This is a genomic window from Burkholderia sp. MSMB1078WGS (genome assembly GCF_001528895.1).
In the GTDB taxonomy this organism is placed as follows: domain Bacteria; phylum Pseudomonadota; class Gammaproteobacteria; order Burkholderiales; family Burkholderiaceae; genus Burkholderia.
Map to the genome: position 1 here is coordinate 148,896 of NZ_LPDI01000025.1, position 15,553 is coordinate 164,448.

A 15,553-nucleotide genomic window follows, 5' to 3' on the forward strand; every position below is an offset into this window, starting at 1 on the left:
TCAAACAATCTTTTTATAGTCCATTTAATGTTCCGCAATCCGTGACAATCGACATTTCGCTGCATTTTTGTGTCGTCGACGCGACAAATCTGCGGCACGCACCGCCGTGTCGCGCGCCGGCGACACATTGCATGCCATGCTGCGCGCGCATGACGGTCGGTTAGAATCCCGTGCAATCAAACAGAAAGCTTCCCTCCGAGGGCAATCGAGCGATGAAGCAGCGCGACAAGCACAACAAAGAAACTCATCGAACCAACCACACGATCCGGCTGCTCTGGCGCATCGGCGCCGTGGCGGCGCTCGGCGGCGCCGCGGCCCTGTCGCTGCATGCGGGCGCGGCGCGCACGGTGAGCGTGTCGCCGCAAGGCACCGTCACCGAAGTCCGGCAGAGCGTCGTCAAGTTCGACGAACCGATGGTCGCCTTCGGCTCGGCCTCCGCGCCGAATCCGGCGCGCGTGAGCTGCAACGATTCGGCGGCCGCACGCGGCCAGGGCCACTGGCTCGACGACAAGACCTGGGTTTACGATTTCGAAAGCGACCTGCCGCCCGGCGTACGCTGCTCGGTCGCGCTCAACGACACGCTGCGTTCGGTCGCGGGCAATGCGGTCAGCGGCCCGCGTCGCTTCACGTTCCAGACGGGCGGCCCGTTTCCGGTGTCGGTGCGCCCCGGCTCGCGCGAGATCGAGGAGCGGCAGGTCTTCGTGATGAAGCTGAACGGCCCGGCCGAGCCGCGCTCGGCGCTCGCGAACATCTGGTGCGAAGCGGCCGGCATCGGCAACCGCATTCCCGTCGCGGCGGCCGACGACGATACGCGCAACGCCCTGCTCGATCATTTCGGGTTGAAGAAAGAGGCGGCGCGCGTGCTGACGCTGTCGTGCTCGCAAGCGCTGCCGGCGAGCGCGAAGGTGCAGCTGGTGTACGGCAAGGGCGTCGCGAGCCCGAGCGGCATCGCGAACGAAACCGAACGGCGTTTCGATTTCACCGTGCGCGCACCGTTCGCCGCGAGCTTCTCGTGCGAACGCGAGAACGCGAAGGCGCCCTGCACGCCGCTGCGCCCGCTCACGCTGTCGTTCAACGCGCCGATCTCGCGCAAGCAGGCCGACGCGATCAAGCTGCGCGGCCCCGACGGTTCGCTGTCGCCGACCTTCGCGGCCGACGACCACAACGAGGAAGTGACGACCGTCACGTTCAACCCGCCGCTGCCGGCGCAGGCCGGCCTGACCGTCGAGCTGCCGTCGGGCCTGCGCGACGTGACCGACCGGCCGCTGTCCAACGCCGACCTGTTCCCGCTCGCGACGCGCACCGCGCCGATGCCGCCGCTCGCGAAATTCTCGTCGGGCACCTTCGGGATCGTCGAGCGCTTCGCCGAACCCGGTACGCCCGCGCTGGTGCCCGTCACGCTGCGCAACGTCGAGGCCGACCTGCATATCGCCGGCCTCAATGCGGGTGGCGCGCAATTCGCGAACCTGAAGGTCGAGAACGACACCGCGATCCGCCAATGGATGCGCACCGTCGATCGCTTCGACAACTGGTCGATGACGGCCGGCTCGATCGACGACCAGATACCCGGCCTGCTGGAACGCAAGGGCCAACACCCCGTCTACGTGCCGCTCGCGGCCGGAGAGAAGCAGCCCGCGCCGCAAAACCGCCGCATCGACGTGCGCTCGCTGTCGCTGCTGACGGGCGAGCCCGGCGCGCAGGTGCTGACGCTGCCGAAGGCCGACCCGAAGACGCTGCGCCCGTTCGAAGTGGTCGGCGTGCCGATCGACAAGCCCGGCTTCTATGTGCTCGAACTCGCGTCGCCCGCGCTCGGCCGCTCGCTGCTCGCGAAGCCGTCGAGCATGTACGTGCGCACCACCGTGCTCGTCACGAACCTCGGCGTGCACCTGAAACAGGGGCGCGAGAACAACCTCGTATGGGTCACGACACTCGACAAGGGCAAGCCGGTGCCGAACGCGCAGATCCGCGTGTCGGACTGCAACGGCGACGAAATCGCGGCCGGCAAGACCGACGCGCAAGGCCTGCTGAAGATCGACGGGCCGTTCGAGCCGAAGCGCGCGTGCGGCGCGTCGGAACAGCGCTACGACGACTACTTCGTGTCGGCGCGCGTCGACGATCCGAAGACGGGCCCCGACATGGCGTTCGTCAGCTCGGGCTGGAACCGCGGGATCGAATCGTGGCGCTTCAACGTGCCGACCGATACCGACAGCGCACCGACCGTGCGCGCGCATACCGTGTTCGACCGCACGCTGCTGCGCGCCGGCGAAACCGTGTCGATGAAGCATTTCATCCGCACCGAGACGCTGCAGAGCCTCGCGTTCCCGTCGCAATACCCGACGCGCCTGACGATCCGCCATCTCGGCACGGGCCAGACGTACAAGCTGCCGCTCACGTGGGCGGCCGACCACAGCGCGGACTCGCAGTTCACGCTGCCGGCCGCCGCGAAGCTCGGCGAGTACAGCGTCGAACTCGAAGACGGCCCGGAAGACGCGCCAACCGCCACCTATTACAGCGGCAGTTTCCGCGTCGAGGCGTTCCGCCTGCCGGTGCTGAAAGGCTCGATCGGCGCGCGCGACGCGCAGAAGAGCCCGCTCGTCGCCGTGAAGGAAGCGCCGCTCGCGGTGCAGATCGACTATGTGTCGGGCGGCGGCGCATCGAACCTGCCCGTGCAGGTGTCGGCGCTGATGAAATGGGCGTCGCCGCCGTTCGCGGATCGTTTCGAGGATTTCAGCTTCACGCCATATCGTCCCGACACGAGCGACGGCAACGCCGACGACGATTCGCAGGACGGCGACAACGCGTCGTCGTCGAACAACGATCCCGACGCGACGAAGCTGATCGCCGACAAGCTGCCGCTGACGCTCGATCGCAACGGCGCGGGTTCGGTCACGCTCAAGGGCCTGCCCGACGTCGACGCGCCGAAGCGCATCGCGCTGGAGGCGACGTTCGCGGATCCGAACGGCGAAGTGCAGACGATCCGCGGCGACACGATCCTGTGGCCGGCCGCGGTGGTGGCCGGCATCAAGGCAGGCCGCTGGGTGTCGGTCGGCCAGCGCGTGCCGGTGCAGGCACTGGCGGTCGACCTGCAGGGCAAGCCGCGCGCGTCGGTGCCGATCGAGATCAAGGGCGTCGCGCGCATCACGACGTCGTCGCGCAAGCGGATGGTCGGCGGCTTCTATGCATACGACAACAAGAGCGACACGCGCGACCTCGGCGTGCTGTGCTCGGGCAAGACCGACGACAAGGGCCGCATGGCCTGCGACGCGACGCTCGAGCAGGCCGGCAACGTGCAGCTGATCGCGGTCGCGAAGGACGGCGACGGCCGCACGTCGAATGCATCGACGTCGGTATGGGTCACGCGCGAGGACGAACTCTGGTTCGGCGGCGACAACACCGACCGGATCGACGTGATCCCCGAGAAAACCTCGTACGAGCCGGGCGAAACGGCCCGCTTCCAGGTGCGCATGCCGTTCCGCTACGCGACCGCGCTCGTCGCGGTCGAGCGCGGCGGCGTGATGGAAACGCACATCGTCGAGCTGAACGGCAAGAACCCGACCGTCGACCTGAAGGTCGGCGAATCGTGGGGGCCGAACGTCTACGTGTCGGTGCTCGCGCTGCGCGGCCGGATTCGCGAGGTGCCGTGGTACTCGTTCTTCACGTGGGGCTGGAAGGCGCCGGTCGAATGGGCGCGCGCGTTCTGGCGCGAAGGCCGCCACTACGAGGCGCCGACCGCGTTCGTCGACCTGTCGAAGCCCGCGTTCCGCTACGGCCTCGGCGAAATCAAGGTCGGCACGGGCGTTCACCGCCTCGGCGTGACCGTGACGACCGACGCGACGCGCTACACGGTCCGCAGCAAGGCGCAGGTGCACGTGAAGGTCACGCTGCCGAACGGCCAGCCGGCACCGGCCGGCACGCAGATTGCGCTCGCGGCTGTCGACGAAGCGCTGCTCGAACTGATGCCGAACGACAGCTGGAACCTGCTCGACGCGATGCTGCGCCGGCGTGCGTACGGCGTCGAGACGGCCACCGCGCAGATGGAAATCGTCGGCCGCCGCCACTTCGGCCGCAAGGCCGTGCCGGCCGGCGGCGGCGGCGGCAGCGCGCCGACCCGCGAGCTGTTCGATACCCTGCTGCTGTGGAACCCGCGCGTGACGCTCGACGCGAACGGCAGCGCAACCGTCGAGGTGCCGCTGAACGATGCGCTCACGCGCTTCCGGATCGTCGCGATCGCGGCGGTCGGCCCCGACCGTTTCGGCACGGGCAGCACGTCGATCCGCAGCACGCAGGATCTGCAATTGATCTCCGGCCTGCCGCCGCTCGTGCGCGAAGGCGACGCGTTCCGCGCGCAGGTCACGCTGCGCAACACGACCGACCGCGCGATGCAGGTCGTCGTGACGCCGCGCGTGACGGGCCTCGACGTCGCCCCGCAAACCGTATCGCTGGCGGCGAATGCCGCGACCGAAGTCGCGTGGACGATCACCGTGCCCGAGCAGGCGCTCGATGCGGCCGGTGCGCTGAACTGGCGCATCGAGGCGGCCGAGCAAGGCGGCAAGCGCGCGTCCGACGCGCTGGCCGTCGCGCAGAAGGTCGTGCCCGCGCTGCCGGTAACCGTCCAGCAGGCGACGCTCGCGCAGGTCGACGGCACGCTGACGGTGCCCGTGGCGGCTCCGGCCGGCGCGGTGAGCAACGCCCAGGGCGCACCGCGCGGCGGCATCGCCGTGTCGCTGCAGTCGAAGCTCGCCGATGGCCTGCCCGGCGTGCGGCGCTGGTTCGAACGCTATCCGTACCGCTGCCTCGAACAGCAGACGTCGCGTGCGATCGGGCTGCGCGACCCTGCGCAATGGCAGGCGCTGATCGCCCGCATGCCCGTCTACCTCGACAGCGACGGCCTGGCAAGCTACTTCCCGCCGTCGTCGGACGATTCGCATCACGGCAGCCCGACGCTGTCGTCGTACCTGCTCGTGGTGTCCGACGAAGCCAGCCGTCTCGATCCGCGCTTCGCGCTGCCGGAAGACCTGCGCACGCAGCTCGAAGCCGGGCTCGCGCGCTTCGTCGACGGCCGCCTCGATCGCAACGCGTGGGCGCCGCGCCAGGATCGCGACCTGCGCAAGCTCGCCGCGATCGAGGCGCTGTCGCGCTACGGCGCCGCGCAGGGCCGCATGCTCGGCTCGATCGAAATCGCGCCGAACCAGTGGCCAACGTCGGCCGTGATCGACTATCACGCGATCCTGACGCGCGTGAAGGACATCCCGCAACGCGACGAGAAACGCGCGCAGGTCGAGCAGATCCTGCGGGCGCGCCTCACGTATCAAGGCACGCAGCTCGTGTTCTCGACCGCGCGCGACGACGACCTGTGGTGGCTGATGACCAGCAACGAGACCAACGCCGCGCGTCTCGCGCTGGAATTCGCCGGCGACCCGGCGTGGAAGGACGAAATGCCGCGCGTGACGGCCGGCCTGCTCGCGCTGCAACGCCAGGGCGCATGGCAGACGACGACGTCCAACGCGCTCGGCCTGCTCGCGGTCGAGCGCTTCTCGCGAACCTACGAGAGCACGCCGGTCGCCGGCGCGACGAAGGTTGCGCTCGGCGGCGACGCGCGCTCGATCTCGTGGTCGCAGGCGGCATCGGCCGCGCCCGCCGATACGCCCGCATCGGCCACACCCGCGACCCGCGCGGCCGCCGCGCGCAGCGTGCTGCTGCCGTGGCCGCGTGCGTCGCAGGGGCCCGCCACGCTGTCGGTCACGCAGGACGGCACCGGCCGGCCGTGGGCGACCGTCGAAAGTCTCGCGGCCGTGCCGCTGCGCTCGCCGTTCGCGGCCGGCTACCGGATCACCAAGACCGTCACGCCCGTGTCGCCCGCCGTCAAGGGCGTGCTGACGCGCGGCGACGTCGTGCGCGTGCATCTCGACATCGATGCGCAGAGCGACATGACGTGGGTCGCCGTCAACGATCCGATCCCGGCCGGTGCGACGATCCTCGGGTCGGGCCTCGGTCGCGATTCCGAAGCCGCGACGCAGGGCGAGAAAACGCCGGACGGCGCGTGGCCGACGTTCGTCGAGCGCGACTTCGACGGCTACCGCGCGTACTACGACTATTTGCCGAAGGGCAAATTCTCGGTCGAGTACACGGTGCGGCTGAACAACGTCGGCACGTTCGGACTGCCGCCGACGCGCGTCGAGGCACTGTATGCACCGTCCGTGTACGGCCTGTGGCCGAACCCGCCGATGACCGTGAAGCCGGCCGACGCGGGCAAGTGACGAGACCGCGATGATGGATCCGGCTTTGCCGCGGCCGGCGCGTTTCGCCGGCCGCGTATTCTTCGCCGTCGTGCTGGCCGCGCCGCTCGTCGCGCATGCGCTGCCCGGCTACGACGACGTGCGCCGCAACTGGCGCAGTTCCGACTGGGTGCTGCTCGCCCGCGACGGCACGCCGCTGCAGCGCACGCGCGTCGACCTCGCCGAACGGCGCGGCGAATGGGTGTCGCTCGCCGACGTGTCGCCCGCGTTCCGCGAGGCGATCGTCGTGTCCGAGGACAAGCGCTTCTACGAACACAGCGGCGTCGACTGGCGCGGCATTGCCGGGGCCGCGTGGGGCAACCTGTGGAACGAGCGCACGCGCGGCGCGTCGACCGTCACGATGCAGCTCGCGGGCTTGCTCGGCGATTCGCCGCGCCGCTCGGGCCAGCGCTCGCTGCCGCAGAAAGCCACGCAGGCCGTGAACGCGCTGTGGCTCGAACGCAGCTGGCGCAAGGACCAGATCCTCGAGGCCTACCTGAACCTCGTGCCGTTCCGCGGCGAGACGATCGGGCTCGGCGCGCTGTCGCAGGTGCTGTTCGGCAAGGCACCATCGGGCCTCGACGCGCGCGAGGCCGCGATCGCGGCCGCACTCGTGCGTGCGCCCAACGCGGCGCCCGCGAAGATCGCCGAGCGCGCGTGCCGGATCCTGCGCGACATGCATGCCGGGCAGGCGTGCGCATCGCTCGACGGTTACGTGCAGCTCGTCACGGCGCGCCCGGCCAACGCCGTGCGTAACGACATCGCGGCGGACGGCACCGCGCTCGCCCCGCACTTCGCGCGGCGCATCGCCGCCGAAGTCAAGCCGGCGGCCGGCGCCCAGGTCCGCACGACGCTCGACGCGCCGCTGCAGCGCTTCGCGCGCGACACGCTGATGCGCGCGCTGACCGAACTCAATGCGCCCGCGCACCGGCGCAACGTGCAGGACGGCGCGGTGGTCGTGATCGACAACGCGACCGGCGAGATCCGCGCGTGGGTCGGCTCGTCGGGGGCGCTGTCGAGCGCGCGCGACGTCGACGCCGTGCTCGCGCCGCGCCAGGCCGGCTCGACGCTCAAGCCGTTCCTCTATGCGCAGGCGCTCGACGAAAAACGGCTGACAGCCGCGTCGCTGCTCGACGATGCGCCGATCAACCTCGCCGCCGGCGGCGGCCTGTACATTCCGCAGAACTACGACAAGGATTTCAAGGGCTGGGTAAGCGTGCGCAGCGCACTCGGCGGCTCGTTGAACGTACCCGCCGTGCGCACGCTGGTGCTCGTCACGCCGCATCGCTTTGCGCGCACGCTGACCGCGCTCGGCCTGCCGCTCGCGCAGGAAGGCGATTACTACGGCTTCAGCCTCGCGCTCGGCAGCGCGGACGTCACGCTGCTGTCGCTGACCAATGCCTACCGCGCGCTCGCGAACGGCGGCGTCGCGCGCAAGGTCGTCGACCTGCCGGCCACGGCGCCGACGTCGGCCTCCGGTGCATCGGCGCCCGCGCGGACGGACGCCGGCACGCGCGTGTTCAGCGAAGCCGCCAGCTTCGTCGTCACCGACATCCTGTCCGACAACAACGCGCGCGTGCGCACCTTCGGCTTCGACAACCCGCTCGCGACGCGCTTCTTCTCGGCGGTCAAGACCGGCACGAGCAAGGACATGCGCGACAACTGGACCGTCGGTTTCACGTCGCGCTATACGGTCGGCGTGTGGGTCGGCAATGCGGACGGCTCGCCGATGTGGGACGTGTCGGGCGTCACGGGCGCGGCGCCCGTGTGGTCGGCCGTGGTCGGCTATCTGCACCGCGACCTGCCGAGCCGTGCGCCGCGCGCGCCGGCCGGTGTCGAGACGCGCCGCATCGCGTTCGAGCGCGGCATCGAGCCGGCTCGCAACGAGTGGTTCGTCGCGGGCACGGCGGTCGACACGATCCGGCTCGCGGCGCCCGTCGCGCCGGGCAAGGACGGCGCGCGTGCGCCGCTGACGATCGGCGCGCCGACCGACGGCACGATCTTCGCGATCGACCCGGACATTCCGCCGAAGAACCAGCGGATCTGGTTCGAACGCTCGGCCGGGCGCGCGACGAAATTCGCGTGGCGGCTCGACGACAAGGTGATCGGGCATGCCGACCGCGTCGCGTGGCTACCGTGGCCGGGCCGGCACCGGCTGGAACTCGTCGACGCGCGCGGAAACGTCGCGGATGCGATCGGCTTCGAGGTGCGCGGCGCGTTCGCGAAGCCGGCCGCGCGCAAGCCCTGAGCCGGCGCGCCGGCGTGACCGGCCGGCCGTGTTCGCTTTCGCCCCGGTTCAGGACATAGAATGACAACAGCGCCGCATTCCCCACGCGCACCGGTTGCCTCATTCTCTCGGATTGCCCGCGACCATGAACATTCGCCTTATGCGCTTCACTCGCCCCGCGCTGGGCGCATTGTGCGTTGCAACGCTCGCCGCGCTCCAGGCGTGCAACGGCGATGCCTGCTTCGGCGTCGATGCGTGCTTCGACGACAACACGCAAACCGTCTCGTTGTCGGGCACGGCCGCTACGGGCGACCCGCTCGCGAGCGCGCAAGTAACGGTCAATTGCGCGGCGGGCTCGGCCACGACGCTGACGGACGGCGGCGGCAACTACCGTGTGACGCTCAACGCGGCGCTGCCATGCGTCATCGCCGTAGCGTCGGGCGGCGCGAGCCTGCATTCGCTCGCCTACGCGGGCGGCACCTTCAATACGACGCCCGAGACCGAGCTGATGCTCGTTTATCTCGCGGCGCAACTCGGGACGAACACGGCCGGGCTGATCGGCAATTTCCAGGGCACCCTGCGCTACCAGCGGGCGATGAACAGCCCGGACATCGTGCAGGCCGCGCAATCGGCCGTGGTGACGAACCTGCAGCAGCGCTATGCGGTTACGCTCGCCGCGCCGGCGTTCCTGACCACTTCGTTCGTGGTCGGGCAACCGGGCGTCGACAGCGATCTCGTCGCGCTGGCCAAGGCTGGGGCAATCGATCCGAACGGACTGCCGGATCCGGTGGCCGTGTCGCTGTTGCAGCAGGCCGGGGCCGCGCATCCGCTGTAAGCGACGCGCGACGGGACGGAAATCGATCGTCAGGCGCCGCCTTCGCGCGCGTCGTCCGCCAGTAGCGCCCAGCGCTCGTGGTCGCGCCATTCGCCGCCGATGCGCAGATAGCGCGGCGAAAACCCCTCTTGCCTGAACCCGAGCCGTCGAACCAGCGCGATCGATGCATGGTTGCCGGGCTGGATGTTCGCTTCGAGACGGTGCAGCCCGAGTTCGCCGAACGCGACGCCGATCGCCGCGCGCAACGCTTCCGTCATCAGCCCCTTGCGGCTGGCCTCCGCCATGCCGTAGTACGCAAGATAAGCGCTCTGAAACACGCCGCCGACGATCTCGTTGAGGCACACCACGCCGACCACCGCGCCTGACGCCCGCTCGCGCGCGACGAATCCGACGTTCGGCCCCGTCAGGCAGCGGGCGAACCATTGATCGAACCCGGCCTGGTCGACGAACGAATCGACCCACGGCAGATGATGACTCCGGCTCGCGCGGTTGGCGGCGATCAGATCGGCGGCGTCGGATCGGGCGACGCGATTCAGCAGGATCCGGTTCATGAGTCGATCAGCAGCCGGCGCTTACGCCGCCTCCTCACTCCCGCACACCACCGGCGCCGCCTGCTGCTGCGACAGATACCGCAGCAGCTTCGTCACCATCCACACCACGACGAACGACAGCGCGACGAAGAACACGGCCAGCGGCGTCAGCACGTGAATCGACACGAAACCGGCCAGGCCCATCATCGCGGACGACACGAGCAGCAGCGCACAGCCGAGAATCGCGCTCGTCAGACCGGCGATATGCGGGAACAACGAATTGCCCTTGGCCATCAGCGTCGGATACATCGCGCCCGCGCAGAAGCCCATCACGAGCACCGGCGTCGCGAGCGTCCACACGCGCAGGCCGACGGTCAGCGCCAGCACGAGCATCACGACCGACGCACCCGCCATCACGCGCGCACCGATACGCAGCCGTTGCTCGGCGCTCGGCAGCCCGCGCCCGTGAATCCGGTTCGACAAGCCGCCAAGGAAATACATGAGGCCGATGCCGAGCGCGAGATAACCGAAGAAGGTCGGCGGCTTGTGCAGCGTGGTCTGCACCATGAACGGCCCGACGATGTTGAACACCAGCAGGATGCTGTAGCACAGCCCCTGTGCGAGGAAACAGCTCTGGAACACCGGGCTCGCCAGCACCTTGCCCGTGTTCGCCATCAACGTGCGCGGCTCGAGATGCACCGGCTTCGGCAAGGTTTCGCGGTAACGCCACAGCAGCGCCCACATCGCCAGCGAGTAGACCAGCAGAAACACGAGGCACGCGCGCCAGCCGAACCATTCCTGCAGGTGCGCGCCGATCACCGGCGCGACGATCGGCGCGAGCCCCCACGCGATCGACATGTACGTGAACGCGTGCATCAACGCCTGGCCGGAGAACGAATCGGTGATGATCGCCTTCGCCAGCAGGTTGGTGGTCGCGATCCCGAAGCCCTGCAGGCAGCGCGCCAGCACGAACGTCTCGAGGTTCGGCGCGCCGAGCGACAGCAGGCAGCCGATCGTGTAGATCACGAGCCCGAACGCGAGCACGCGCTTGCGGCCGTAGGCGTCGGCGATCGGCCCGAAGATCAGCTGCCCGAGCGCGTAGGCCGCCATGTAGCCGGACACGCTGGACTGGATCGCCTGCGGCGTGGTCGCGAACGAACGGGCCATGTCGGGCAGCGCGGGCACGTAGATGTCGATCGCGAGTTGGCCGGCGGAAGCGAACAGGCAGATCAGGAACAGCAGGAAGCGCGGCGAATTCGACTCGCGCGCGGGAGTGAGCGTGGCGTTCATGACGACTGGGAAGGAGGACAGGCAGCCGTAGCGCATCGCCATGTTCGATTGGCGAACATGCGTGCGGTCGCGGCGAATTCCGTATTGTGCCCGTTGTTGCACCGCACGACAGGATGCCCCTGGCGCGGGCGCGGTTGAATACCGATCGCGGCACGTCCCGAAATGCGCCGATCGGCCCGGCCGGCCGCGATTTTAATGTTGATTTAAGCCGCCTGTCGCATTGTCTCGGATGGCTCACTCCGTGAGCCGCACGTCATTGTTGATTCGATCAGTCTCGTTTGATGGAGATACGAAGATGCGATTCCGTTCGTATATGGCGGCGGGCGCGCTGGCGCTTGCGCCCGTGTTCGCGCTGGCCGGGCAGACCGGCGCGGCGGCGGCCGCCCAACCGATGTTCGTCAATGTCGACGGGCAGGCCGTGCCCGTGAAAGCCGAAACGCGCGTCGTCCAGACGGCCGTCGGCCCGATGAAGGTCAGCACGTGGAGCTGGCACAGCCCGCAAGGCGGCGCGAGCTTCGAGATGCAGACGTCGTCGTCGGGCGGCATGCCGCCGGCAGCCACGCTGCGGCAGATGCAGGCCGCGCAGTACCGGATGCAGGCGGCCCAGGCGCAGATGGTCGCGATGCAGCAGCAGATGATGGCGCTCCAGCACATCGCGCTCGCCAACGCGTTCGCGATGCCGATGCCGATGCCGCAAACGGTCGGCTTCGCGATGCCGCTCTGGGCGATGCCGGAACCGGTCGTCGTCCTCGTGCCGGCACAGCCGCCGGCGCGTTCGGCGGCCCCGGCAACGCCGGCCGCACCTGTCGCACCCGCTGCACGCGGCCCGGAAATCAAGGCCTGACACGCTTCGCGCCACCCGGCGCGGCACGCTCGAACCGCCGGCATACGTCGGCGGTTTTTCATTGCGCCGGCCGAATCAGTACTGCGCCTGGTCCGTCGGATTCCTGAACAGCTGCTTCATCTCCGCCGACAGCGGATAGTTGAGGCTCACGCCCTTCGGCGGAATCGGTTGCATGAACCACTGGTCGTACAGCTTCTCGGCCGCGCCCGAGGTCTGCATCTTCGCGATCACGCCGTCGACGACGCGCTTGAACGCCGGATCGTCCCTGCGCATCATGCACGCGTAGTTTTCGTGAACGAGCGGCGTACCGGTGACCGTGTACGCACCCGGGTTGCGGTCCTTCGCGATCTCGCCGTACAGCAGCGGCTCGTCCATCACGAACGCGACCGCGCGCCCGGTCGTGACGTTCATGAACGCTTCGGCGTGATCCTTCGCGCTGATGATCGTCATGTTCATCGCCTTCTCTTCGTTGAGCTTGCGCAACAGGCGCTCGTCCGACGTGCCGGCCGTCGTCGCGACCGTCTTGCCGGCCAGGTCCGCAAAATCCTTCACGCCCGAATCCTTGCGCGTGCTGAAACGGATGCCGTACAAAAAGATGCTGTTCGAGAACGCGGCCTGCTTTTGGCGTTCGAGCGTGTTCGTCGTCGAGCCGCATTCGAAGTCGATCGTCCCGTTCTGCAGCAGCGGAATCCGGTTTTGCGACGTGATCGGGATTTCCTTCACCGCGAGGTTCGGCAGGTTCAGGTCCGTCTTCAACTGATCGATGATGCGCGACGCGATGTCGCGCGAGTAGCCGATGTTCTTCTGCTGGTTGTCCGAATACGAAAACGGCACCGACGATTCGCGAATGCCCAGCGACACGACACCCGTGTCCTTGATTTTCTTCAGCGTACCGGTAAGGGCCTGCGCGTGCGCGGTGCCGGCCAGCGCACAGGCCAGCGCGACGGCGAGCCAACGGAAACGGCGATCCATGCGTGTCTCCTGACGAAACGTTGATCGAATCACGATCCTACGCCCGACAATATTCGCGTCACATCAGGGGAAGCGTAAACAACCTTCCGCCGCGGCCCGATCCTGAACGATGTTTTCCGTGCCGCGCAAACCGCCCCGCGCCGCTCATCTCGCCCGATCGACCCGCGCGCGGGCTTGGCCGCACCGTCCGTGCCGGCCGTTCCAAACGCGCGTTCGTGCTGCGACGCAACAACGTAATCGTTTGCGGCACCCGGCGTTTTTCTCGCGAAACGCACTCAAGAAGCCGCCGCGCACGCCGTTACCCAGTGCATGGCGCGTCGCAGCAACCCGCTGCAGCCGTCAGACAAAAACGACAAGGTCCGGCTCGCCCGGACCGGCGCCACCGCCGGCACGACGGTTATCTAAGAGGATCGAGTTTCAACATGAGAGCCAAACGTTTCCATTTCGCGCTGGCGCGCCCCGCACATGCGCGCATGCTCGCCGGCATGCTGTCCGCCGCCGCCCTGCTGCCCCTCGCCGGCTGCGGCGGTGGCGGCGGCGACGGCAGCAATCCGTCTTCGTCCAACGCGGCGCCCGCACCGGCCCCCGCACCGACGCCCGCTCCCGCGCCCGCCCCGACCACCCCGCCCGCGTCGTCCGGCAGCAATGCGTGCACGTCGCAGCAGGCCGCCGTGCAGATGGCCGCACAGGCCGCACCGGTCGAGCCGCCGGTCGATCACCTGATCGTCAAGCTGAAAACGCTGACGGCCACGCGTGCGATGGCGGCCGTCGACAACGGCTCGCGACTCGACGCGGTGATCCAGCGTGCGATGACGCGCTGGACGGCACCGGTGACCGGCAGCGCACGCGCGTACGCGAGCACGGTCCCGCAAACGCCGGTGAACGTGCAGGTCGAGCGAACGATCTCGAACGGCGCGGCCGTGCTGTCGCTCGGCCAGCGCATGGCCGCCGCCGATGCCGCCGCGCTCGCACAGGCGTTCGCGGCCGACAGCGATGTCGACTACGCGGAACCGGATCACCCGATGCAGATCCGCGACACGCCGAGCGATCCGCTCTACAACCAGCAGTGGTACCTGTCCGACCCGACCGCCGGCGTCGACCTGCCGCCCGCATGGAACGTGACCAAGGGTTCGCCGACCGTCGTCACGGCCGTGCTCGACACCGGCTACCGGCCGCACGGCGACCTCGTCGGCAACCTGATACAGCAAGGCTACAGCTTCATCAGCAACGTCAACACCAGCAACAACGGCTTGACGCGCGGCCCGGACGCAACCGATCCGGGCGACTGGGTCACGCAGCAGGAACTGGACGACGCCAACGGCCCTTACTATCACTGCGCGAGCCAGCCGAGCAACAGCAGTTGGCACGGCACGCGCGTGATGGGCGTGATCGGTGCGGCGGCCAACAACGGCACCGGTATCGCCGGCGTATCGTGGCTCAGCCGAATCCTGCCGGTGCGCGTGCTCGGCAAGTGCGGCGGCGTGACGAGCGACATCGCCGACGGCATGCGCTGGGCAGCCGGCATTCCCGTCAACGGCGTGCCGAACAATCCGAATCCCGCGAAGATCATCAACCTGAGCCTCGGCGGAGTCGGCGCATGCAGCACGACGTTCCAGCAGGCGATCGACGACGTGACCGCGAAGGGCGTGACCGTGGTCGTCGCGGCCGGCAACGACGGCCTGTCGAACGGGCTCGATCAGCCCGCGAACTGCCGCGGCGTGATCACCGTCGGCGCGACCGACGCGACGGGCCGCCGCGCATCGTTCAGCAACTTCGGCGCCGATGTCGCGCTGAGCGCACCGGGCGTCAACATCCTGTCGACGTCGAACACCGGCACGACGACGCCGGGCACCGACACCTATGGCCTCGCGAACGGCACCAGCCTCGCGACACCGCAGGTGACGGGGGTCGCCGCGCTGATGCTGTCGGTGAACGGCAATCTCACGCCCGCGCAGATCCTGCAGAAGCTGCAAGGCGGCACGCGCGCGGCGAAGCTGGCGGCCGGTACGTCGTGCACGGCAATGCCGGCAGGCTCCGGCATCCTCGATGCAGGGACCGCGGTCGCGGCCGCGAACCGGTAACCCGCACCCCGTTCGACGCAGCCGCGCGCATGCCGACATGGCACGCGCGCGGCTGTTTCGTGACAGGCTGTCGCATGTGCCCGCGAACGTGCATCGGCACGATCGATTATCCCGAAAAAACGCCTGAAAAAAGGGCCGACAAAAGGCCGACAAAAGGGTTGACGCTTCGCACAGCGAGCCATTACCATCGCTCCCGTCTAATTACATGGAGTGTTCTGTGAACACCGATGCGAGTTGTAGTTGGTGTCCGACCAACTTGACTGCTGCCTGAGGAAAACGCGCAGAGCCTCGTCTTCTGCCGCATCCCGGGAAGCAGGATGCGGCGCCCTTCCGGCCTGATTACCGGCCAGATCCCCCGCCGAATTTTCGATGTTGTCGAATGCACGCGACGCGCCGTCGCGCGCGTGCGTTCGTGTTGCGCGCGGCACCGGCCGCGTGCGCTCTCCGTTCGCGTGCCGTCCGGCCGCGCGCCTCGTTGCGCGCGCCGCTGCCGATCGCC

At 68.7% G+C, this 15,553-nt stretch carries 8 protein-coding genes; 5 read left to right on the forward strand and 3 right to left on the reverse strand.

Annotation, left to right across the window (positions count from 1 at the left end; all coding sequences use genetic code 11):
• Positions 1 to 212: 212 nt before the first annotated feature.
• From WT24_RS05515 to WT24_RS05525, 3 genes are all read left to right on the forward strand, one after another.
• The gene (locus tag WT24_RS05515) at positions 213 to 6,257 is read left to right on the forward strand and encodes an alpha-2-macroglobulin (protein WP_060031714.1); all 6,045 of its coding nucleotides are present in this window, start codon (positions 213 to 215) and stop codon (positions 6,255 to 6,257) included.
• Between the two features lie 10 nt (positions 6,258 to 6,267).
• A complete protein-coding gene (gene pbpC / locus WT24_RS05520) occupies positions 6,268 to 8,523 on the forward strand; it encodes a penicillin-binding protein 1C (protein WP_060031717.1) in 2,256 nt (751 codons plus the stop codon).
• Between the two features lie 124 nt (positions 8,524 to 8,647).
• Positions 8,648 to 9,337, forward strand: coding sequence for a hypothetical protein (locus WT24_RS05525; protein WP_060031720.1), 690 nt, complete (start codon positions 8,648 to 8,650; stop codon positions 9,335 to 9,337).
• A gap of 29 nt (positions 9,338 to 9,366) precedes the next feature.
• Here the strand turns inward: WT24_RS05525 and WT24_RS05530 are convergent, their stop codons facing one another.
• Positions 9,367 to 9,888 carry a GNAT family N-acetyltransferase gene (locus WT24_RS05530; RefSeq protein ID WP_059500338.1) on the reverse strand — a complete coding sequence of 174 codons (522 nt, stop codon included), beginning with the start codon at positions 9,886 to 9,888 and terminating at the stop codon, positions 9,367 to 9,369.
• A gap of 21 nt (positions 9,889 to 9,909) precedes the next feature.
• Complete coding sequence (locus WT24_RS05535) at positions 9,910 to 11,157, reverse strand: multidrug effflux MFS transporter (protein WP_060032063.1); 1,248 nt, start codon at positions 11,155 to 11,157, stop codon at positions 9,910 to 9,912.
• Between the two features lie 295 nt (positions 11,158 to 11,452).
• On the opposite strand from WT24_RS05535, the gene WT24_RS05540 reads away from it, so the two are divergent.
• Entirely contained in the window at positions 11,453 to 12,001 is a 549-nt protein-coding gene (locus WT24_RS05540; protein ID WP_060031723.1) for a hypothetical protein, read from the forward strand.
• Between the two features lie 75 nt (positions 12,002 to 12,076).
• Here the strand turns inward: WT24_RS05540 and WT24_RS05545 are convergent, their stop codons facing one another.
• Complete coding sequence (locus WT24_RS05545; protein ID WP_059500335.1) at positions 12,077 to 12,973, reverse strand: glutamate/aspartate ABC transporter substrate-binding protein; 897 nt, start codon at positions 12,971 to 12,973, stop codon at positions 12,077 to 12,079.
• Positions 12,974 to 13,395: 422 nt separating this feature from the next.
• Here WT24_RS05545 and WT24_RS05550 point away from each other — a divergent pair, with 422 nt between their 5' ends.
• Entirely contained in the window at positions 13,396 to 15,054 is a 1,659-nt protein-coding gene (locus WT24_RS05550) for a S8 family peptidase (protein ID WP_060031725.1), read from the forward strand.
• Positions 15,055 to 15,553 lie beyond the last annotated feature (499 nt).